This window comes from Microcoleus sp. LAD1_D3, from assembly GCF_036702135.1.
Classification (GTDB): Bacteria; Cyanobacteriota; Cyanobacteriia; order Cyanobacteriales; family Microcoleaceae; genus Microcoleus.
Genome location: NZ_JAUBSB010000011.1, coordinates 1 through 23253, shown reverse-complemented (window position 1 = coordinate 23253; position 23253 = coordinate 1). Strand labels below are relative to the sequence as shown.

The following is a 23253-nucleotide window of genomic DNA, read 5'->3' as shown; positions in this document are numbered from 1 at the left end:
CAAAGCCTAACCGAGACAGTTTTGACATTCCTTCACAAAATAGCTGTTTCATAAAAAATGAAAAAAGTATATAATTATGTAAATATTTCACTAGCCAAAATCAAATAATTAGATTTGATCGGATTTGCATTGGTACAGATAACTTTTTTCTTGAACTTCATGCAAGAACAATTAACAATTTTTTTTTCACCACTTGCTGTATCTTCCGCACTCGGTTGCAACGCAGTACCGGAGTTGCGACTGTACGCTGTTTTTGATTCGCTGACGGCACTGGCTTATTGCTCGATCGCCCTCTCTTTAGTTTATTTTTCCCGCCAAGGTTCTCACCGCAAGATTTTCCGGCTGTTTGCCGTTGTTTTTTTTGCCTGGGGCGCTGCTAAATTGACGGAAGTTTGGACGCTTTGGCATTCCATATATTGGCTGTCGGTAACTCTCAAAGCTGCAAGTGCTTTGATTTCTTTGCTTTTAGCCGCAGTCGCTCTCGCCCTCATGCCGAAAGCACTTGCAGATTCTGGTTTAAATCACAAAGAAAATCTTCAACAACTGCCGTTAAAACAGGTAGAAAAAAACCATCACCAGCATGATATCGAAAAAGGAGAATTGGCAAAACCCTTACTCAAATTTTCCCCTTCAGATACTATTGTCGATCGCGCTTTAGATATCAATTCGCTTAACGAACAGTTAGAAAAAGAAATTGCCGATCGCCACCGAGTTGAGGAAAAGTTGCAACTGACTCAGTTTGCGATCGATCGATCGGCAGATGCGATATTCTGGATCGGGCCCGACGGTAAATTTTTGTACGTCAACGACGCTGCTTGCTCTTCATTGGGATATTCTACCGCTGAATTGCTCTCGATGACCGTGCACGACATCAATCCCGATTTTCCCCAAACTGCTTGGAGTTTGCACTGGAAAGTCTTAAAACGCTGCGGTTCGGTTAATATTGAAGTTCACCACCTCACTAAGTACGGTCGCATTTTTCCGGTAGAAATTACGATCGACCATTTGGAATTTAACGGCAAAGAATATCAGTGCGCGTTTGCTCGCGACATTAGCGAACGCAAGCGGATTGAGGCAGCTTTGCGAGAAAGGGAAGAAGAATTTAGGTCATTAGTTTCTAGCATTCCCGGTGCGGTTTACAGGTGCAGTGCTGCTGGGCGATCGAGCTTAACTTTTATCAGCAGTGGCATAGAAGCTATTTCCGGCTATCCCGCAGCTAACTTTATGCAAAAACCGGTGCAGGCTTTTCCGAGTATAGTTTATCCCCAGGACGCGGAATATATCGATAAAATTATCGCTCAGGCTATTAAGACAAAACAACCTTACACGCTCGAATATCGCCTGATTCACTGCGACGGAAATGTGCGGTGGGTTGCAGAGAAAGGTCAAGCCATTTTCAACGCAGCAGGTCACGTTTTATCCCTCAACGGTGCGATTTTTGATATGACAGAGCGCAAAGCAGCGGAGGATGCTTTGCGGCTCTCCGAGGCGATCGCCAACAACAGAGCCCAGCAGCTAGAAATCGCTCTCAAAGAACTCCGAGAAACTCAAGCTCACCTAATTCATACCGAAAAAATGTCAAGTCTCGGTCAAATGGTAGCTGGAGTAGCTCACGAAATTAATAACCCTGTCAGTTTTATCTACGGCAATATTTCCTATGCCAGCCAATATATCAGAGACTTGTTGCAGCTTGTGGAACTTTACCAAAAACACTATCCTCAGCCCGTGGTAGAAGTTCAAGAATGTATTAACAATATCGATTTAGAATTTCTGAGAGAAGATTTACTAAAAATATTATCTTCGATGAAAATGGGAGCCGATCGCATTCGCGAAATAGTTCTGAGCTTGCGAAACTTCTCGCGTTTAGACGACTCGGTAAAAAAACCTATTAACCTTCACGAAGGCATAGATAATACCCTCTTAATATTGCACAACAAACTTCGAGCCAGAGGCGACTATCCAGAAATAACAGTAATCAAAGATTACGGTCAACTCCCTTTAATAGAATGTTACCCAGGTCAGCTCAATCAGGTATTTATGAATCTGCTTAGCAACAGTATTGACGCCTTGGAAGATGCTTGCAACCAAAAAAGGCGAGCGGCAGTCGGCGGCGACGATTGGAAACCAACTATCAGCATTCGCACAGAAGCCCTGAACGAAAATAGTATTTGCATCCGCATTGCGGATAATGCGATCGGCATGACAGAAGACGTGCGTAGCCGATTATTTGACCCATTTTTCACGACTAAACCGATGGGAAAAGGCACTGGTTTAGGGTTAGCCATCAGTTACCGAATTGTCGCTGAAAAACACGCCGGAGCCTTGAGCTGCCGTTCCACCGTAGGAGAAGGTACGGAATTTGCGATCGAGATTCCTTTATGAATTAGTGCGACGGAAGTATCCAGACTGTGGCAGAAGTTATCGATCACTATAAAATGTCAAGTGGGCTGTAAAAAAAATTTAATTTTCAAGAAAAATCCAAAAATTGGCTATAAATTACCAAGGTAATAATCAACATGGGAGTGAAATCGTAAATTCTGTACCTCGACCTAAAGTTGAGTAGACTTCTAGTATACCAGAGTGTTTCTCAACTACAATCTGCCGTGCGATCGCCAAACCCAATCCCGTGCCTTTACCCACGCCTTTAGTTGTAAATAAGTGATCAAAAATATTAGCTTTTATCTCATCTGCTATCCCTGGCCCGTTGTCAGAAATGCGAATCAACACCCACTCCTTAGACTGTCTTTCCGTGCGAATCGTGATGCAATAGGCTGGGGCTTTAATCTTCTCTAAACTCGGTTCCCGATTAGATTCTTCCAGTGCATCAATCGCATTCGCCAATATATTCATAAACACCTGATTTAATTGTCCGGGGAAGCAATCAACTGATGGCAAGTTCCCGTACTCTTTCACAACTTCAATCGCTGGACGCTGTTCGTTCGCTTTCAATCTGTGTTTGAGAATCAAAATCGTACTGTTAATTCCGTCATGAATATTGAAAGGAACTTTGTAATCTTTGTCGGATCGGGAGAAGGTACGAAGACTGGTGCTGATACCTTGAATGCGATCGCACCCGACTTGCATCGAATTCAACATTTTGGGTAAATCTTCTACGAGATATTCAATGTCAAGTTCTTCTGCTATTTGCTCGATGTCATCTCCAGGATGGGGAAATTTTTCTTGGTAAAGTTGCAGGTATTTGGTCAGATCTTTGACGGCGGCGATCGCTTCATGAATATTGCCAGAAATAAAACCGACTGGATTATTAATTTCATGGGCAACCCCGGCCACTAAGTTCCCCAACGCCGACATTTTTTCGCTTTGCACTAATTGCAGTTGAGATTGTTCCACCTGGTGAGCGTAGTCCTGGGCTTGCTGATACAATCGCGCATTTTCTAGGGAAATGGCAGCCTGAGTGCAGAGGAAGTTGAGGACGAGCAGACGATCGCGAGTAAACACTCCTTTCGTCGAGCTATGTTCGAGATAAAGTATCGCAACTAAGTTCCCGCGATCGAGAATCGGAGTACATAACATACTCTGAGAGTGATACTGGAGCGTACAGTCATTCATTAAACCCGGAATATCGGTCTTGCCACCTTCAATAACCACAGTTTCCCGAGTATGTTTGACATAATAAATTAGCTTGAGCGGAATCACCGCCGAGCCATCTATAGGTTGGGTTTGCAGCAGGGTGGTGGGTGTCTGGTTATCTGGATTGAGGTGAGTTATTGCTCGGATTTGCCATTCATCCTGATGGGGGAGTAGCAAAGCACAAGTTTCTGCCCCTGAAGTTTTCAAAATAATTTGATTGAGGGTGCCGAGCAATTCATCAATCTGAATTTTACTGGATAAAGCTTGAGCAGCTTGCACAATAGAGGCAAAATCAAGGGCATGGGAAATACTCGTGCTATTGCTGGAAGTGTACGAAGAGTGGTTAATCGTTCCCAGCGTCTCTAGGGGATTAAAGCTAAGTGTGGGCTGATTCAGGATAGGTTGAAGTAATTGGGGATAGCGTTGTTCTAGGTCTTCTATTTTGGCTTTAGCTCCCCAACGGGCATAACAGTAATACGCTTCCTGCATATAGCTGGCGGCCACTTTTTCTTTGCCCCAGTCAAGGTAGAACTTGGCAGCTAGTTCGTTGGCAAGTGCTTCTTCTTGGAGGAATTGATTTTCTTTAGCTAGTTGGATGGCGCGATCGTACAAATCTATTGCTTCTGCTTTATTGCCCAAAACCCGATGTTTTTCGGCCTCAACTAAATACCATTTATGCAAATGATTCATGGGAGCATTTTGCGCCCACTGTTGCAGAGGAGTTTGATGGGTTTGTACCCGATCGAGAATTTCAGCTCGATCGGTTTCTAGCTGTGTGGGGAAAAGTGCTAGGTGTGTCAGAGCAGCATAGAAATGGAAAATGGGAACATAAACCAATCCCGATAATGCCATCAAATACAGCTTGACTTGGCAAATGTAGTTTAAGGCAGCCGGATAATTGCCATAAGAGTAGGCAAGCAGCAGTTTGTAAATATAAACAAGAGCGAGCCCAGTAAGATCGTTGTCCCGATGATGCTTAGGAATCATCACCGTTTCATCGTAGGCATCACCAATTAAGCAATCCGACAGAATACGAGTTTCCCTCAAGTTCTGCACTGCCTGCTGCGTTATATCCAAATAAGTCTGGGCAGAATATTGTTTAGTCTGCACTAAGACAGCCCTGTAACCTGCTATTTCTGGCTCCCAAGTTTCCAGTTCTACCCCACCAAAAAGGTTAGCACTGAAGTAAGTGATCAAGCAGTAGCCAGCGTTGAGAAAATCACCAGTTTCCATACCAGCCGCATAGCCATCTTTAACTGTCAGCATCATTGCCCTCAGAGATTCCTGACGATGCTGAATAAAGCCGCCAAAAAGAAGTAGAACTGTACACTTGAATTCCCGCACATTAAATCCGTCAAGCAAGTTCAGTGACAATCGCCCAAAGCTATAGCCCGTTTCCACTTCTTCTAAAAAGGCACAGAGTACCATAGCGTGAATCGCATACCCTACCGTTGATGCGGGTGTATTCCCAAAGGAGAGCGATAAACTCACCATCGTCGCGCTCAGTATAGGCATTAATCCGGGCATTCCCTGGAAGACAGGTGCAAATAACATTCCTAACAGCTCCATGGCTGCCTGAGTTTGGCGATCGCTCATTACAGGTAGATCGATTAGTTCCTCAATCCTTCTGCCGCTTTGTTGGCCCGCTAGAGTCTGTAGCGCTTTACTAATTTTGGCTTCGTCAGGTGCAGTGGGGAGTTCAACCCCTAATTGCAAGAGTGCATCTCTTGCCACTGCGATCGCTTCTAACAACTTGCTCTGGGCTGTCTGTGCGACGATTTGAATTTTGTAAATTTTGATTTTGTCTAAAATCGTCTGAGCTTCTTGTAACACCAGTGCTGCCATCTGTTCCATGCAGTCAAGATCGGCATTCAAATAGGCGGCTTCGGCAGCAGCAACATAAAGATTTATGGTCAATTCATATTGAGCTTGCCAGCAGTTGACTGTCAGTAGCTCAATTCCCGTTTGTAGATAGATATTTGCCGCACTATAGGCTGTAGAATTTCTAGCTTTCTGTCCGGCTTTTAAGTTAAGTTGAGCTAAAGTTTCCCGTTCACTTTGTTGAGTAAATAACTGTTCTCCTTGGTTCAAATGCCTGACAATATCAAATAGTTTTTCCTCTTGCTGTATTTCAGAGGAATTTTGTAGAAGCAATTGTCCAATTTTGAGATGGGTTGCTTTTTTCTCTGAATCTGGAATGAGTGAATATGCCGCTTGTTGGACGCGATCGTGCAGGAATTTATAATTTGCATTAGCCGCAGCTTGGTTAACCGTGGCGATCGCGTCACTTTGGGTGAAGAATTTATAGATTTCGGTGGTGGGGACGAGCAAGCCTTCTTGCAGGGCTTTCCACAAATCTGCCGCCGTTTCTTCAAATAGTTTTTCTGAAGCGATCGCCAAAGTAGCTATATCAAACTGCGCTCCAATACAAGCTGCCAACTTTAACCCAGACTGAGTTGCGATCGGCAATTTTTGCAATTGCAGTGCCATAAACTCCACCACATCATCGGTGAGCGCTAAAGCTCGGACTTGAGCAATATCGCACTGCCAATACCGTATATTCCAATCAAAGGTAATCAGTTCATCGTCATGTAATGCCTTAAGGAACTGCGTAGCAAAGAAAGGATTACCCTTAGTTTTTTGATACACCAAGTGTGTTAATGGTTGAGCTAAGGCGCGATCGCAATTCAGCGTATTTGCTACCAACTGATTCATATCCGCTAAACTCAACGGTTGCAGCGTAATCGTATTCACCGTCGCCCCTGCTTTAACAATCTCATCCACCGTCAAGATAAACGGATGAACCGGGGACACTTCATTATCCCGATAAGCACCCAATACCAAGAGATGCCCCGTATCTTGGATCAACAGTTGTAATAACTTTAGGGATGCTGAATCTGCCCACTGCAAATCGTCCAAAAATATCACTAACGGATGTTCTTTTGTGGTAAACACTTGCACAAATTTTTGCATCAGCAGATTGAAGCGATTCTGTGCTGCGCTTCCCGATAGTTCTGGGGCAGGGGGTTGAGTACCAATGATGCGTTCTAATTCAGGAATTACCTCGATCAAGACTTGCCCATTGTCTCCAACTGCTGACAGAATCCTGGTTTTCCAGCTTTGTAACTGAGCGTCCGATTCTGATAGCAATTGTCCCATCAAATCCCGGAAGGCTTGCACAAAAGCCGAAAAGGGAATATTCCGCTGAAATTGGTCGTATTTGCCTTTAATAAAATAACCGCGCTGACGAACAATTGGCTTATGAACTTCATTCACTACTGCGGTTTTGCCAATCCCAGAAAATCCTGCCACTAGCATCATTTCTGTACAGCCAGCGCTGACTCTTTCAAATGCCGCTAATAGATTATCAACTTCAGTTTTTCTACCGTATAATTTTTCGGGCATTAGGAAACGGTCTGTAATATCCCGCGTTCCCAATCCAAACGTCTCCATGTTACCTGTTTTTTGTAATTGAGCCAGACCAATCTCTAAATCGTGCTTCAATCCCAAGGCACTTTGATAGCGTTTTTCGGCATTTTTTGCCATCAGCTTCATCACAATATCCGAAACCACCTGCGGGATTTCTTGGCTGTTTATTGCAGGAGGTTGTTTGGCAATATGGCAGTGAACCAACTCCATCGGGTCGTCACATTCAAATGGCACTTTTCCGGTCAGTAGTTCGTAAAAAGTGACGCCCAGAGAATAAAAGTCGGTGCGGTAGTCTATGCCTCGGTTCATTCGTCCAGTTTGTTCGGGAGAAATATAGGCGAGGGTTCCTTCTAAAACGTTGGGATTTTGAATTTCTTGAGTTTCTCTTGGCAGTAGGGAGGCGATGCTAAAGTCAATCAGTTTGACTTGTTTAGTTTCGGGATGTATTAGAACGTTAGCTGGCTTAATATCTTTGTGGATGACTCTGTTTCGGTACAGTCCGTCAAGAATGTCAGTTATTTGAATGGCTATTTCCAAGATTTCTACTAGAGTCAGCGATCGTTCTTGGGCGTAGTCTCGCAGAGAAATACCGCCACAATCCTCCATTACTAGGGCATAGCTGTGGCGATAGGATTCCAAATTGTAGGGTTCAACGACTCCAAGTAGACGTAGATTTTTGGCGATAGTATACTGGTTGCGGAATTGCAGCAGTTCGCTGAAGCTGGGATAGTCTCGATTTAATAGTTTGATGACAACCGGAAACTGGTCTGTTTCTCGGATGGCTCGATAAACTAGGGTTCTCGAACCACAGTATAATTGCTCAACCAGATTATATCCAGAAATTCGGTTTGTCAAATCCACTGCGGTACTCCTCTGGATTACTCCATCTCAGACATTGACTCTTGTAAGTAAGTATACACTTTTATTTGTCGAGTCTAACGATGATTTAACAGCGACGAACTCCAGCAGACAGACTCTACCGCTTCTACTCTTTCTAACTTTTGAACATAAAGATTGCCATCTATCAAGATAATATTATCCTTTGAGAGGCAATAAAATTGTAAACTCCGTCCCTACTCTTAATACAGAATTTACCTCGATCGCCCCTCCATGTTTCTCAACCACAATTTGACGAGCGATCGCCAATCCCAACCCCGTCCCTTTCCCTACCCCCTTGGTAGTAAATAATTCATCAAAAATCTTCTCTCGCACTACTTCACTCATGCCCACACCGTTATCTTTGATGCAAATTATTGCTTGTTTTTTATCCCGAAACCAGTCGGTTTTAATGGTAATTTGATTGGTCATTTCTGCATAAACTCGTCCTTGATTGGATTCATCCAAAGCATCTATTGCATTACCTAACAAATTCATAAATACTTGATTCAACTGTCCGGCATAACACTCCACTTGTGGCAAATTGCCGTATTCCTTAATCACTTTGATTTCCGGACGAGTTTCGTTAGCCTTGAGCCGATGTTTCAGGATCATAATGGTGCTATCGATGCCATCGTGGATATTACAAGCTACGGGATAGTTAGTATCAGCACGGGAGAATGTCCGTAGACTGGTACTAATATCCCGAATCCGCTTCACGCCTTCCCGCATCGAACCTACTAATTTCGGTAAATCTTCACGGATGTAGTCAAGATCGATGTTCTCGATTTCGTCTTGAATCTCTGGATCAAGTTGGGGATATTTTTCTTGATACAAATCGAGCAATCCAAACAAATCTTTGATCTGATCTAAGGCTGGTTGAATATTACCAACCAGAAAACCAACCGGATTATTAATTTCGTGAGCAACCCCAGCCACTAAGTTTCCCAACGCTGACATTTTTTCGCTTTGAACTATTTTTATTTGTGCTTGTTTGAGATCGGTTAATGCTTGTTGAGATTCTTGATACAAACGGGCATTTTCTAAGGAAATAGCAGCTTGAGAAGCCAGCAGATTTAGCACTTCAACCCGATCGCTCGTAAACGCCCCTACCGTCAGGTTATTTTCTAGATATAAAACTCCTATCAACTGCCCCTGATTAAGAATTGGAATACAAAGAACACTTGTCGGCTGATTTTTTTGAATGTAAATATCGCCCGCAACCTGGGAACTTACCCTAGCATCGACTATTACCAAAGGTTTCAAACTACGCTTGACAGTGTTAACAAAACTAATCGCTACATTCTGACTTGATTCTAGCGGTATTGATGGTAATAGCTCAGGTTCATCTCCCTCTTCTAAAAGAGCCACTACCTGTAAATACTGTTTTTGTTTGAGCAATAAGACACACTTAGTTGCCCCAGCATTCGCGATCGCTATTTTTAAAAGAGTAGTCAGGAGTTTATCTAGTTCAATCTCCCCAGAAATGGCTTGAGAGGCTTGGATCAGAGTAGGCAAATCCAGAAATTCAGAGTTGCTGCTAGAAGAGTGAGTAGAAGTAATCGTTCCCCGGGCGATGGTTTCCTTAAAGGAACTAAAGGATTGAGGTTGCTGAAGGATAATACTGAGTAGGCGAGGATAACGTTTTTCCAAATCGTCAATTTTGGCTTTAGCTCCCCATCGGGCATAACAATAATAGGCTTCAATCATGTAGGCTTGAGCAACTTTTTCTTTGCCCCATTCCAAGTAGAACTTGGCAGCTAATTCGTTGGCGAGGGCTTCTTCGTTGATGAATTTATGATCTTGAGCGAGTCGGATGGCGCGATCGTACATTTCAAGTGCATCTGCTTTATTGCCCAAAACCCCCTGCCGTTCTGCTTCAACCAAATACCATTTATGCAGATGATTCATGGGAGCATTTTGCGCCCACTGGTACAGAGTCGTTTGATGGATTTCCACAGAGGCAAGAATGGAAGCTTGCTCGGTTTCTGGCTGTGTGCGGAAAAGTGCCAGGTGTGTCAAGGCTGCATAAAAATGGAAAATGGGAACAAGAATTAATCCCGATACTGCCATCACGCACTCTTTGGCTGAGTTAATGTAGTTTAGAGCAGCCGGATAATTACCAAAGGAATAGGCAAGCAGTAGTTTGTAGACGTAGACAAGAGCGATCGCACTGAATTCACGATCCTGATAGTGCTTAGGAATCATTACCGTTTCATCATAGGCTTCGCCGATTAAGCAATCCGACAGAGTACAAACTTCCCTCAAGTTCTGCAACATCTGCCGCTCCATATGCAAATAAGTCCGAGCCGAATATTGCTTCACCTGAGCCAAGGTAGCACTGTAGACTGCAAGTTCCGCTTCCCAAGTATCCAGTTCTACCCCACCGAAAAAGTTGATGTAGCTGTAAGTAGCTATGTTGTAGCCAGCGTTCAGAAAATCGCCAGTTTCCATGCCAGCTATAAAGCCCTCTTTCAGCGTTGGTATCCCTGCCCTCATAGCATTTTGATGATGCTGAATAAATGCCCCAAACATATTATGAGTAATGCACTTAAATTCTCGTGCATTGACCCGATCGAGCAATGAGAGGGCCAATTTACCAAAGCTATAGCCCGTTTTTGCCTCTCCCAAAAAGGCACTTAATACAAGTCCATGAATCGCATAGCCCACTGTTGATGCGGGTGCATTCCCAAAGGAGAGCGATAAACTTACCATCGTGGAGCTCAGTAGGGGCACTAAGCCTGGAATTCCTTGGAGAATGGGTGCAAATAACATTGCCAATATGGGCATAGCTGCCTGAGTCTGAGGATCTCTCATCACAGGCAGATCGATTAGTTCCTCAATTTTTCTGCCGCTGAGTTGGCCCGCCAGGCTCTGTAGCGCTTTACCAATCAAGGCTTCGTCAGCTTCGGTGGGGAGTTCAACCCCCAATTGCCAGAGTGCATCTCTTGCTACTGCAATCGCTTCTAACGTCTTGCTTTGTGCTGTCTGTGCGACGATTTGAATTTCGTAAATTTTGATTTTGTCTAAGATTGTCTGTGCATTCTCTAACACTTGTGCTGCCATCTTTTCCATGCCATCAAAGTCAGCATTCAAATACGCGACTTCAGCAGCAGCAACATAGAGTTTTAGGGTCAATTCATACTGACTCTGCCAGCAGTTGGCTGTCAGTAGCTCAACCCCCACTTGTAGATAAACTCTGGCTGCCGTGTAGGCAGTAGAATTTCTGGCTTTACAACCGGCTGCCAAGTTTAGTTTAGCTAAGGCTTCTCGTTCGCTAGGTTGGGTGATTAACTCAATTCCTAGATTCAAATGTCCGACAATATCAAACAGTTTTTCTTCTTGCTCTATTTCGGCACAATTTTGCTGGAGTAACTGTCCTATTTTGAGATGAGTGGATTTTTTCTGTGAATCGGGAATTAACGAATATGCGGCTTGCTGGACGCGATCGTGTAAAAATCGATAAGTGGGATTAGCTGAAGCCTTGAAAACTTCATCACTATCCGATTCCGTAAAGAACTTATAGATTTTGGTCGTGGGAATCACCAAACCTTCCTGTAATGCTTTCCATAAAGCCGTAGCCATCATTCCAGCAGATTTCTCACTGACAATTACTAACGTATTCAAATCAAACTGTGATCCTATACAAGCAGCTAAGGTGAGAACATACTGAGTTCCTTTGGGCAGCTTCTGCAATTGCAACGCCATGAATTCAACGACATCATCAGTGATAGCTAAGGCTTTCACTTGGGCAATATCACACTGCCAATGCCGAATCTCCCAGTTAAAGCTAATTAGCTGCTCGTCATGTAATGTCTTGAGAAACTGAGTTGCAAAGAAAGGATTACCCTGAGTTTTTTGATAGACTAATCTTGTCAAAGGTTGGGCAAGTGATGATTCGCAATTCAGCGTATCCGCCACCAACAAATTCATATCTAGTTCGCTTAACGGTTCCAAAGTAATTGTATTCACTGTTGCCCCCGTTTTAACTATCTGATTCACTCTTAAGATAAATGGATGCACTGGCCAAACTTCATTATCTCGATAGGCCCCCAATACTAATAAATATCCTGTATCGAGCATCAATAATTGTAGCAAATTCAGGGAGGCTGAATCCGCCCATTGCAAGTCATCCAAAAACATCACTAAAGGATGTTCTTTGCTGGTGAAAAGTTGCACAAATTTCTGCATGAGCAGATTAAATCGATTTTGGGCGGCACTTCCTGACAATTCTGTTGCAGGAAGTTGATCGCCAATTATGCGTTCTAACTCAGGAATCACGTCAATCAAGACTTGTCCGTTGTCTCCTACTACTTCTAAAATCTTGGTTTTCCATGTTTGCAGTTCGGTATCCGATTCTGATAGTAATTGACCCATTAAGTCGCGGAAGGCTTGCACAAACGCACTGAAGGGAATGTTGCGTTGAAATTGATCGTATTTGCCTTTGATAAAATAACCGCGCTGACGGACAATGGGTTTATGAACTTCATTGACAACGGCGGTTTTCCCAATTCCTGAAAAACCTGCTACTAGCATCATTTCTGTTGACCCCAAGCTGACTCGCTCAAAGGCAGCTAATAGTTGATCAACTTCTTTTTCTCTACCGTAGAGCTTTTCGGGGATAGTAAAGCGATCGCAAATATCTCGCTTTCCGAGTTCAAAAGATTCTATCTGGGCTGTTTTTTGTAATTGAACTAAACACATCTCTAAATCGTGCTTGAGTCCTAATGCACTTTGATAGCGTTTTTCGGCATTTTTTGCCATCAGCTTACTGACAAGTTGCGATAAAATTAAGGGAATTTCAGGATTAATTTGATGGATCGGTATCGAGTGTTTAGCGAGGTGACAATGCACCAATTTCATCGGGTCATCAGAGATAAATGGCAAATTTCCTGTCAACAATTCATAAAAAGTCACACCCAGGGAATAAAAGTCGCTACGATAGTCAATGCCTCGATTCATCCGTCCTGTTTGTTCTGGGGAGAGATAGGCTAATGTTCCTTCTAAGATATTGGGATTCTGTATTTCTTGGGTTTCTCGTGGTAGGAGGGATGCAATACTAAAGTCAATTAGTTGAATTTGTTTTGTGTCTGGATTAATGAGAATATTAGCGGGTTTAATATCTTTGTGAATGACTCGGTTTTGGTAGAGATAGTGGATAATGTCTGTTAGTTGTATGGCGAGTTGGAGAAATTCTGCTAAAGGTAAAGCTTGAGATGATTGGGTTTGATTTGTTGCTGTTTTGAGATAAGTAGGTAGGGAGACTCCGCCAAAGTCCTCCATTACTAGGGCATAGCTATTCTGGTATACTTCGAGCGTCAGCGGTTTGACGATGTGAGGGAAATCTAGATTTTTGGCAATGGTATATTGGTTGCGAAACTGGACGAGATCGTTGAAGGGGGGGTATTCGTTTCGCAGCAGTTTGAGGACGACTGGGTATTGGTCACGGGTACGGATGCCTCGATAGACTAGGGTGCGTGTACCTACATAAAGTTGCTCTGTAATCTGATAACCTGACAAATTGGCGCTCGCATCCATAGCTCGTTGCTTCTCTGTTATACAAGAGTTAAATTAAAACCTTCCATTCCATTGTATTTTATTATTTGACAAAGATACCGATCGCAAACTCTGCACCTTCGCTAGGGACAGAATTAACTGTAATTTTTTCCCAATGTTTATCAACTATTATTTGACCAAAAGCAAGTTAGTCACAAGCATCCGGATTCATCTATTTACCTTTGACAAAAGCTGCCCATCCTGAGCGCAACCCCCTGGACTCATTCCTTTGTAGGCTCAGGAGGGGACCAATCTCAAATCTCAAATCTCAACTTTCAAATCGCATGACGTGCGAGCGCTAATCCTAAACGAGTTTCTTTCCCTACTCCGCACTATTGGGGCTATGTTATGTATAGTATGGTTGCGTAAGTTGTGATGTATCAACAAACCATAATTTGTAATTTTTAACCGCAAATATACGCAGATAAACCAGGATATAGAGTTGAGCTTATCTGCGTATATTGACTTAAATCTGCGGTTTTATTATTCTTTATTCCCCGTAGTGGCCCCCGACCACCTTACCCCGAAACACAACATAATTGTAAATGTTGTAAAAAATCATAATCGGGAGCAGAACGCCCATGAACACAATCATAAATACCAGGGCGCTGGGCGAAGCTGCGGCTTGGTAAATCGTGATTTGCGAGGGAATAATATAGGGAAAAACAATCAACCCCAAGCCGATAAAACTGAGCAAAAAAATCAGAATTGTCCAGACAAATGGCGTGCGTTCTTCTTTGTTTGCGAGACTTTTCAGCAGCAGTCCCACCAACAGCACCCCCAGCAAAGGAATCGCGGCAAAGACATAAACTAGCGGTTTCTCAAACAACCTGGATCTAGCACTTTCGTAAAAAATCGGAGTGGCGAGCGTAATTAAAACCGCTCCGATTAAAGTCGTTACTGCCGCAATTTTAGCCGTGCGATAGTGATTTGTTTGCAGTTCGCCCTCCGTTTTCATAATTAGATAGGTTGAACCAATCAAAACATACCCTTGAATCAGCGTCAAAGCAACCAAGATCGATCGCCAATCCAGCCAATCCCAAGTAGTACCCACAAAGTGACCAGCTTCATCAACCGCAATGCCTTCGATCACCGCACCGAGGGCAAATCCTTGAGCTAAAGCTGCTAAAAAACTGCCAGCACCAAAAGCATAATTCCAGAATAATTTGCGATTAGAATGCTCGCGGAACTCAAAGGCGACAGCCCGAAATATCAAACCAAAAAGCATCAGGCAAATCGGTATGTACAATGCCGTTAAAATCGTGCCGTAAGCGAGGGGAAATGCGCCAAACAGAGCGCCTCCCATCAACACCAGCCAAGTTTCGTTAGCGTCCCAAACGTTGCCCAAACTCGTCATTAAAATGCCCCGGCGTTCCTCGTCGGAAGCAGTCAGAGACAGGATGCCTACTCCTAAGTCAAAACCGTCTAGCATGACATATAGCAGGAGAAACAAAGCCAAAACTACAAACCAAACTTGTGGGAGAAAATGCTCCAAAGCTTGCATAAAATCTCCTATTGTTGTGCTTCTACGGGACGTTGATCGGGAATGTGTCCTGCGGGTTGACTTTCGACTGCAGGTTCATTGTCTAATCCCGGTAGCGGCAGAGTTAAATTAGGCCCTTGGCGGATAATTCTGCTGCCAAAATACAAGGCACAAACAAACAAAAAGCTGTAAACAACGGCAAAGAAACTGAGAGAAGTTAAAACATTGCTGGCGGGGATGTTTGACACCGCATCAGCAGTGCGAATTTGCCCGTATAAAGCCCACGGTTGTCTGCCGACACAGCGCACAATCCAACCCGATTCTACAGCAATATATCCCAGGGGAGCAGCTAATACCCAAGCGCGCATCAGCCAAGGTTGACTGCTAATATTTTCAGCAGAAAGTTTGCCTCGCATCCACTGAATTATACTGAACAGCATCAATCCCACAAAGAAGAATCCAATTCCGGACATGATGCGAAAACAATAGTAGATTAAACCCACCATGCGTGGTCTATCTTCGGGCTTCCATTCCTTCAATCCGAGTACGGGTTCGGAAAGTTTTTGTTTGAATTCCAGAACGTATCCTAAGCCATTGGGAATGCTCATTTCCCAGTCATTTTTTTGTGCTTTTTCATTAGGCAAAGCTAGCAAAGTCCAATCTGCTGACTCTCCCGCTGGTGAAGTTTCCCACTTAGCTTCGATTGCTGCTAATTTAGTGGGTTGATAGTGATAAACTTGTTCGGCGCTCAAATGTCCGATGTATATCTGCAAAGGTGCAACGGCGATTGCCGTCGCTATGGCAATTTTTAAAGACTTGGAAAAAAAGGCTTGGTTGCGCTTATTGAGAATGTACCAAGCGCTAATTCCCCCGATGACAAACAGCGAAGTTTCTAACGTCGCAAAAAACATATGGAGAATGCTGTTTAATGCGAACGGGTTCATAATTGCTTGAAAGTAATCGCTGACAATAAACTTGCCATTGACCATTTCTCCACCCGCAGGAGTTTGCAGCCAAGAGTTAGCGACTAAAATCCAGACTGTGGATAGGTTAGCGCCGAAGGCTACCATGATTGTAGCGAAATAATGGACGATCGGGTGAACGCGCTCCCAACCAAACAGCATAATTCCTAAAAAGCCGGCTTCTAGCATAAATGCCATTGAAGCTTCAAAGCCCAAAATGCTGCCAAAAAAGTCACCAACAGCTTCAGAAAATGGTGCCCAGTTTGTGCCAAATTGAAATTCCATCGGAATTCCTGAAGCTACTCCAATACCGAAGTTGAGGAGGTAGAGTTTAGACCAAAAACGAGCGTGGTGGTAGTAGTCGGGATTGCGAGTTTTTAGCCACATTCCTTCAACAATTACCAGATAAATCCCCATTCCAGTTGTCAGAACTGGCCACAGCATATGGAATATGGCGGTTAGCGCAAATTGCATCCGCGATAGCGCCACGGTGTTAGATAAGATATCCATCGTTATGTCCTTTAGTCAGTTCAAGAGAGGTTAGCTTGCACAAATTCCATAATGGACACTGGTTATAATGTAGTGTAAAAATTTGTGACATTTTGTAGAGTTGGCAATTTTTAAGGTTTTATACAGATTTCGGTTGTATTTTCTTGTATGTTAAAATAGGTAGATTATGATTTGCCGTTGGTGGGGGCGGGTTTATGAGATTGTGGGTTTTAGGCATTTATTGTCGGTGAACCCCCCCCTACAAGATTTATGTTCGGTGATGGAAAGATTATCTTAGCGAACCGTGACTGTATAAGTCAGTTTAAAGGGTTTAAAATTAGCTTTGTTTTGGGCTGTTCCGCTCAATTCAAGTTCGTAAATCCCTGCCTTGGGAAACACGATATCAGCTCCCGGAATCCCTTGATATTTCTCCGCAGATATGGCTTTCAAAGGCGGCTGCATCAGCGGCTTATCCCCATCTTTGCGCTCTTTCGGATAAACAGCCAATTTGCAATTACACTGCTCTAGTGGGATAATTTGACCGCCCCTGCGAGTTAGGGCAAACCACACTCTCGCAGGCTGTCCGGCGCGGGGGTTGTGGTTGGGTTCTAGGTGAAAGGTCGCTGCTACATCTCCTGATACTTCGACTTCGTGCGCCAAAACTGAAATCGAGTTTAAGTGCGAGGCACTGGGAATTGCTGCTTCAATTAGCAATCCCAAAAAAACTAACAATCCCAAACTTTTACTTTTGTTTGACAGGCGAAACATAAAACTTCTCCAGTGATAAAATTGACCAAAATAAGCGCGATCGCACAAACATAACTAATACCACAACCACCGCTAACACCGCTGTCAGCAGTTGATTGTGCAACTTCCATTCAAAACCGCCGAGATAGTGGGAACCGATGAGTGCCGCGTGTACAGCGCACAGCAGGAAAGCTGGAACGCTTAACAGGTGAAGCATTCGCCACAGTTTGCCTAAAAAATTTTGAATACGATCGCAACTTGTAACCGCCGCCGGCAACATCAAAATTAGGGCCGTCATCCCAGCCACCATTCCCAACTGGTGCTGCGGCAACATAAAATATAGCGCGTCAAAATTCCATTTCAGCGTATGATCCAGCATATGAAACGTGTGTGCGAGTGCTAAGACAAACGCGCCCACACCCAAGGCGCGGCGGTAGCGCAGCAGTTGCGGCAAAAACTTGCTAACCGGACGCGCCAACAGTGCTAGCATCAAGCACAGCAGCGCTGCGTGGCCTGTGAAATCGACCATTTCATCGGTTCGCAGCAAGGTAAGAATCCCGATCGCCACCGTCACCCACCCACCCGCACGAAACAGTTGACTGCGCTTGTCCGCGCTCAATCTGCCAGCAAAAAAACCCACTCCCAGCATAGTTGGCAGTGTGCCGAGTCCAAAAGCCAGCATCGTCGCCGCACCCAAAACCGGGTTTCCGGTTTCCGCCGCCTTAATCTGCGCCGCGTAGAGGAAACCGCAGGGAATCAAACCCCAAAGCAAACCCAAAGCAACCGGCACCCACCATTTTTTTTGTGCCGAAAGCTTGCTCATTGCTTGTCCGACTCGATCGTGCGACATTGGGTGCAGCAGCGGCAATCTGGGCAGCAAGTTCGGTTTAATTTGCACTACTCCGAACCAAATCAGCATCGTGCCCGTCAGAAGTGCGATCGCGCGTCGCAATTCGCTACCCGTACCTGCCAAAAGTCCGCCAGCAATTAACACTGATCCCAGCCCGCCAATTGCAGCACCAACCAAAGCGTAAGCAGCAATTCTCCCCAAATTTAGCAGCAAATGAAAGCGGAAAGCAGCTAATTTATCGTTGCCGGAATTAGAAAGAGAAAACGCCATTGTCAGCGGGCCACACATCCCCGCGCAGTGACCGAAACTGCCGAGAAATCCCAAAGCGCTAATTAGCAGCAGGTCTAGCATTTTGCTGTTTTTTTCCCAAACAACGCCATCAAGATATTGACAAGATTTTCTTTTGCTATTGCACGCTTTTTTCTTGATTTTTTACAAAAATTTATCTCATTCGATCGCTTTTGTCAAAAGACAAGTTGTCAAACTTCTCTCAGGCCTCACCCATATCAAAAATGACTGATGACTAATAACTACTTTTGTTCTGGATGCGCCGCCGCCGGCGAAGCTGCACCCATTTGATTTATAGCAGCAATTAGCTGATAAAGTCGCCCTAAATCCCGCTGGTTGAAATGCAAAGTCAGGCGCGGCAGCTCGAAAGTTGCATCTCCTATTTCCGGTTCCAAAGCTTGACTTTTTTCAATTTTTCCGGTGACAACAATATCGCTAAAGTCAGTATTTAGCCGATCGACATTCTCCTCAGAAAGCTCTGTTTTCAAGCGAATTACCAATTTTTCGCGCACGTAGCGGCAGGAGTGATAAACCAGATAAAAACTACCGATCGCCTCGCAAGCGACATTTATATCATCAGTAATCGTATATAGGCTGCGATCGTCGGGTGAAATCAAACCCCGACCGCGCAATTGTTTTTGCACAAAATAATTCCAATCAAGCCAATAATCTCCTCCCGGTCGATCGATCAATACCACAGGAGCCGGCCCGAACTTGCCAGTTTGAGTCAAAGTCAGACACTCAAAAGCCTCGTCCAGAGTGCCGAAACCGCCCGGAAACAGAGCCAAAGCATCGCTCTCCCGGAGAAAAAATAACTTGCGAGTGAAAAAATATTTAAAATTGAGCAATTTGGGATCGCCCGCAATGAAAGGATTAGAACTCTGCTCGAAAGGTAACTGAATGTTGAGCCCAAAAGAACGTTCAGCAGTCGCCCCCTCGTTCCCCGCCTGCATAATCCCGCCGCCGCCGCCAGTAATCACCATAAACCCCTGCTGGGCGATCGCCCGCGAAAAGTCTCTGGCCATCAAATATTCCGCAGATTGCGGTGACACCCTCGCCGAACCAAAAATCACAATTTTGCGAACGTGTCGGTAAGGATAAAACAGCTCAAAAGCGCTCTCCATATCTCGGAGCGACGCCGCAATAATTTTCCAGTCAAGGCGATCGAGATCCTCTCCAGTCATTTGCACTATAGTAGAGAGCGATCGTTCGATCCACTCAGAGTGCTTCAACATTGGGAAGCGATCGATCAAATCGATCAATTCAGCTTGGAGGGACTCAAAACCTTGACCAGACCCAGAAGAAATCATGAATTTTTCCGAAACGGTAACTATTTGTCGCTACTAAAAATTAAGGGGCAAGCTAAATTTAGAAGCTAATAGCGACCGGCAAATTGCCCTGGTGGCCACTAATAACTTTTCCAGTAGCTTTGCCCCGGTTCTGAAGCGAGTTAGCTTTCGCGGCCCAAAAAGAACAGCGCGAAACCGCTCGCAGTTGGGTTAAATGTACTTTTCCAGAGTGTTGGCCAGAGTAGTTTTCGGAACTGCCCCAACCACCATATCCACCCGTTGACCGCCCTTAAATATCATCAGCGTCGGAATGCTGCGGATACCGTATTGGCTGGCCACGTTAGGATTCTCGTCGGTATTAACTTTTACTACCTTGACCTGCCCTTCATATTGTTGAGCAATTTCGTCTACGACGGGTGCCACCATCCGACAGGGCCCGCACCAGGGAGCCCAAAAATCCACTAGAACTGGAACTTCGCTATCGAGCACTTCCTGCTTAAAGGTAGAGTCGGTTACTTGCGCGGCTGCTGACATCCCTAGCCATCCTTGTAAATACTATTTCTCGGATAACAAGTCTAGCAAAAAATGTAACCACTTGCGTCAATCGATTTTAGATTTTAGATTTTAGATTAAAGAATTGAAGCATTGACCCCACGGATAAATTCCGGGGGCAAGTTTCATCGGATACAGGTTTTTTATTTCTCGACGGATGAATCCGGGGGCTTGTATCCTGGATGATGAAGGTCAACGATTTTAAGAGAAGGCTTCTGAAGGAAGAAGCAAGAGGGAAGACGGTAGAAGCAAGAAGGCACAAGGTTTCTGAAGGCACAAGGCACTTATGTTTCCGAAGGCACTTATGTTTCCGAAGGCAGAATACACTTATGTAGAAGAAAAATTCTCCCAATCCCAGACTCTCCCACTCTCTCACTCTGGGCCTCTCCGGAGCTAAAAGCCTCAGTCCTGTATCTAGTAAGCAAGAGCCAAGATGTCCGGCAAAAAAGGAACCGCCCGAACAGTAGTCCGGGCGGAGTGTGGTGTGAGGAGTGAACGGAAACATTCGTCTCCGCTTCTTCTATTGTGACATCTCCTTCTCGATAATTCCACAATATTCTGTAAATTTCGAGACTCTTGAACAAATTTTGTCAAGGTATGCTGGTATTTAATCGGTAAATCTACTTACCCATGCCCAACTGCTGAGCTTTTTGATAGACTTTACCCTCGGTCAGCAGAGAAGGAGCAATTACCACCTCCACTTGCTGCATCTCCTTAAGATCCTTAGCGCCCAAGGTACCCATGCTAGTTTTCAGAGCTCCGAGCAAGTTGTGCGTACCGTCATCTAGCACCGCAGGTCCCCGCAAAATTTGCTCCAAAGTACCCGTAGTCCCCACGCGAATGCGAGTGCCTCGCGGCAAAACCGGGCTGGGAGTCGCCATCCCCCAGTGAAAGCCGCGGCCAGGAGCTTCGGCGGCCCTGGCAAAGGGCGAACCAATCATCACTCCATCGGCACCACAGGCAATGCACTTGCAGATATCGCCGCCAGTAATTAAACCGCCGTCAGCAATCACCGACACGTATTTACCAGTTTCGCGATAGTAGTCGTCCCGCGCGGCGGCGCAGTCTGCTACCGCTGTGGCTTGGGGAACGCCGACACCCAATACGCCCCGAGACGTGCAAGCAGCCCCCGGCCCAATGCCCACGAGAATGCCCGCAGCGCCAGTTTTCATTAAATTCAGGGCGACTTCGTAGGTCACGCAGTTACCCAAAATTACTGGGATCGGCATTTCTTGACAGAATTGAGTCAAATCTAAAGATGAGATCGATTCAGGGGAAAGGAAAGCTGTCGAGACTACAGTTGCTTGCACAAAAAATATATCGGCTCCCGATTCAGCAACCGCCCGGCCGTATTTGCTCGCACCGGCCGGTGTACCGCTGACGGCGGCAATCCCTCCTCCTGCTTTAATTTCTTTAATTCTGAGCTCGATTAATTCTGGCTTGATGGGTTCGGCATAAAGTTCCTGCATCAGGGAAACAAATTCGTGGTTCCCCACACTGGCGATGCGCTCTAATATTGGCTGGGGGTCGGCATAGCGGGTTTGAATTCCTTCTAGGTTGAGCACGCCCATTGCTCCCAATTCCGACAGCAAAATAGCCATGCGGACATCGACTACTCCGTCCATTGCGCTGGCGATAATCGGGATTTCTCGATCGATCCCGCCAATCTGCCACTTGGTATCTGCCAAACTCGGATCGAGGGTGCGCTGTCCTGGTACGAGCGCGATTTCATCTATGCCGTAAGCTCGGCGAGCACTTTTGCCCCGCCCAATTTCAATATTCACGCTGTTTCACTTCCACAATGTATTTAAATTAGAGTAACAAAATCGTAGCCTGTCAGCAGGTAGCGATCGCACGCCTGTCTTTCAAAAAAGCTCGGCACTGATTCTGATTGTATTCTGATTATATGAAATCGAAGGGGATACTTTTCCTCAGCAACGGCCACGGGGAAGACTCGATTAACTGTCAAATTCTCAAAGCTTTGAGAGTATCTGGCGCGGATGTTGATGTCTCGGCCATGCCGATTGTAGGTGACGGGGCTGCTTACGCGCGATCGACCGTGCCAATTATTGGGCCCACCAGTCAAATACCGTCTGGGGGAGTTTTTTACATGAGTCCCCTGTTTTTCCTCAAAGATATTGGGGCGGGGCTGATTGCTTTGACTTGGCAGCAATTGCAAGCTGTTTGGACGCATTCGCGTCGCTGCGATTTGGTGGTGGCGACTGGGGATATTGTCGCGGTGGCGATCGCCCCCGTCGTGCATCACCACAATCGAACCCGATCGCACATTTTCACTCACCCGATTTGCGATATCTTCCGCCGTGTGTGTTTTTTCATAATCTTGGGAATCCACATCCCACATAATCAACTTTTTGTGCATTGGGGATAACAAATAAGACAAAACTACAAATCGCCTACCCCAAGGCGGGCGAAAACTGATACTTTGTTGCTTAACCTCAACTTCCTGCAAAAGTTTGTCCGTTTATTCAATTTCCGACAGCAAAACTTCCCTGGGTTTAAACATCATATCTTTGTGAGAGTATGAATGGTTTGTCAACTCTTCTCCCCTCCCGACAATCATTTGCACGATTTCTGGAGGTTTCTCAATATTGCGGCAAATTTCAAAAAAAGTTGCTTTAACTTGATAGCAGTCTAAGATATCTAAAAGCTGATTTGTATAGGAAGCATAGGGGCCGTTGTCGTAGGTAATGGCAAAAACTTTCCCTTCGGTATCGGCGCGGTTGATGCCGAAATAATTGTAAAATTTAGTACCTTTAATCAACAGCGATACAGCGAAAAATCACGCTATGGTGAAAAGCAGAAACTTTTGTAAATTTTTACCAATTCGCATAGCTGCACGCACTCAATCGAAAATGAAAGTGGAGGGTTTTCAGATTACCACAATTGGGAAGCTAAATCCTTAAACTATTTTATCATTAATTAGACCTCTTGCAAAAATAATTAGGACGGGCTCTCCGACCCATCAATTGATGAAAAGGATTTTTGCAAGAGGTCTATTATGGTCCATTCCGAGATTTTTCAGTTTTGGCGATCGCACAGTATCTAGGGCTTGCCGAAAAAGCCTAAAACCTCGACAGAGAAAGACTTTGAATGGTTTGAACGCTCCGCGTGTGCAAGCTT

Annotated in this window: 12 protein-coding genes; 1 reads left to right on the top strand and 11 read right to left on the bottom strand. The window is 44.9% G+C overall.

Going from position 1 to position 23253, the window contains the following annotated elements; all coding sequences use genetic code 11:
* Positions 1–159: 159 nt before the first annotated feature.
* Positions 160–2382: a PAS domain S-box protein gene (locus tag QUA74_RS08785; protein WP_333327079.1), complete on the top strand. Its 2223-nt coding sequence runs from the start codon at positions 160–162 to the stop codon at positions 2380–2382.
* A gap of 129 nt (positions 2383–2511) precedes the next feature.
* Here QUA74_RS08785 and QUA74_RS08780 read toward each other — a convergent pair whose 3' ends face one another.
* The 11 genes from QUA74_RS08780 to QUA74_RS08730 all read right to left on the bottom strand — a co-directional run bounded on the left by QUA74_RS08780 (position 2512) and on the right by QUA74_RS08730 (position 22894).
* The gene (locus QUA74_RS08780) at positions 2512–7881 is read right to left on the bottom strand and encodes an AAA family ATPase (protein ID WP_333327077.1); all 5370 of its coding nucleotides are present in this window, start codon (positions 7879–7881) and stop codon (positions 2512–2514) included.
* Between the two features lie 174 nt (positions 7882–8055).
* Positions 8056–13434 (bottom strand): AAA family ATPase, encoded by a 5379-nt coding sequence (locus QUA74_RS08775; RefSeq protein WP_333327075.1) that lies wholly within the window; start codon positions 13432–13434, stop codon positions 8056–8058.
* Positions 13435–13942: 508 nt separating this feature from the next.
* Complete coding sequence (cydB, locus tag QUA74_RS08770) at positions 13943–14956, bottom strand: cytochrome d ubiquinol oxidase subunit II (RefSeq protein WP_333327073.1); 1014 nt, start codon at positions 14954–14956, stop codon at positions 13943–13945.
* 8 nt (positions 14957–14964) lie between these two features.
* Positions 14965–16407: a cytochrome ubiquinol oxidase subunit I gene (locus tag QUA74_RS08765; RefSeq protein WP_333327071.1), complete on the bottom strand. Its 1443-nt coding sequence runs from the start codon at positions 16405–16407 to the stop codon at positions 14965–14967.
* Positions 16408–16680: 273 nt separating this feature from the next.
* Positions 16681–17154, bottom strand: coding sequence for a hypothetical protein (locus QUA74_RS08760; protein ID WP_333327069.1), 474 nt, complete (start codon positions 17152–17154; stop codon positions 16681–16683).
* Positions 17129–18334, bottom strand: a complete 1206-nt coding sequence (locus QUA74_RS08755; RefSeq protein ID WP_333327068.1) for an urease accessory protein UreH domain-containing protein — start codon at positions 18332–18334, stop codon at positions 17129–17131. The genes QUA74_RS08760 and QUA74_RS08755 overlap by 26 nt, the downstream gene beginning before the upstream one ends.
* A 179-nt stretch (positions 18335–18513) precedes the next feature.
* Positions 18514–19581: an LOG family protein gene (locus tag QUA74_RS08750; RefSeq protein ID WP_333327067.1), complete on the bottom strand. Its 1068-nt coding sequence runs from the start codon at positions 19579–19581 to the stop codon at positions 18514–18516.
* 189 nt (positions 19582–19770) lie between these two features.
* A complete protein-coding gene (trxA, locus tag QUA74_RS08745; RefSeq protein WP_006631199.1) occupies positions 19771–20094 on the bottom strand; it encodes a thioredoxin in 324 nt (107 codons plus the stop codon).
* A 638-nt stretch (positions 20095–20732) separates the two neighbouring features.
* Positions 20733–21896 (bottom strand): GuaB3 family IMP dehydrogenase-related protein, encoded by a 1164-nt coding sequence (locus QUA74_RS08740; protein ID WP_333327065.1) that lies wholly within the window; start codon positions 21894–21896, stop codon positions 20733–20735.
* Between the two features lie 23 nt (positions 21897–21919).
* Positions 21920–22492, bottom strand: a complete 573-nt coding sequence (locus tag QUA74_RS08735; RefSeq protein ID WP_333327063.1) for a hypothetical protein — start codon at positions 22490–22492, stop codon at positions 21920–21922.
* Positions 22493–22594: 102 nt separating this feature from the next.
* Positions 22595–22894, bottom strand: a complete 300-nt coding sequence (locus tag QUA74_RS08730; protein ID WP_333327061.1) for a polysaccharide deacetylase family protein — start codon at positions 22892–22894, stop codon at positions 22595–22597.
* Between the last annotated feature and the right edge of the window lie 359 nt (positions 22895–23253).

Bases quoted from the DNA above. Each gene is read 5' to 3' on its own strand.
- QUA74_RS08785 (WP_333327079.1), top strand. From the start codon at position 160: ATGCAAGAACAATTAACAATTTTTTTTTCACCACTTGCTGTATCTTCC.
- QUA74_RS08775 (WP_333327075.1), bottom strand. From the start codon at position 13,434: ATGGATGCGAGCGCCAATTTGTCAGGTTATCAGATTACAGAGCAACTT.
- cydB (WP_333327073.1), bottom strand. From the start codon at position 14,956: ATGCAAGCTTTGGAGCATTTTCTCCCACAAGTTTGGTTTGTAGTTTTG.
- QUA74_RS08765 (WP_333327071.1), bottom strand. From the start codon at position 16,407: ATGGATATCTTATCTAACACCGTGGCGCTATCGCGGATGCAATTTGCG.
- QUA74_RS08760 (WP_333327069.1), bottom strand. From the start codon at position 17,154: ATGTTTCGCCTGTCAAACAAAAGTAAAAGTTTGGGATTGTTAGTTTTT.
- QUA74_RS08755 (WP_333327068.1), bottom strand. From the start codon at position 18,334: ATGCTAGACCTGCTGCTAATTAGCGCTTTGGGATTTCTCGGCAGTTTC.
- QUA74_RS08750 (WP_333327067.1), bottom strand. From the start codon at position 19,581: ATGATTTCTTCTGGGTCTGGTCAAGGTTTTGAGTCCCTCCAAGCTGAA.
- trxA (WP_006631199.1), bottom strand. From the start codon at position 20,094: ATGTCAGCAGCCGCGCAAGTAACCGACTCTACCTTTAAGCAGGAAGTG.
- QUA74_RS08735 (WP_333327063.1), bottom strand. From the start codon at position 22,492: ATGCACAAAAAGTTGATTATGTGGGATGTGGATTCCCAAGATTATGAA.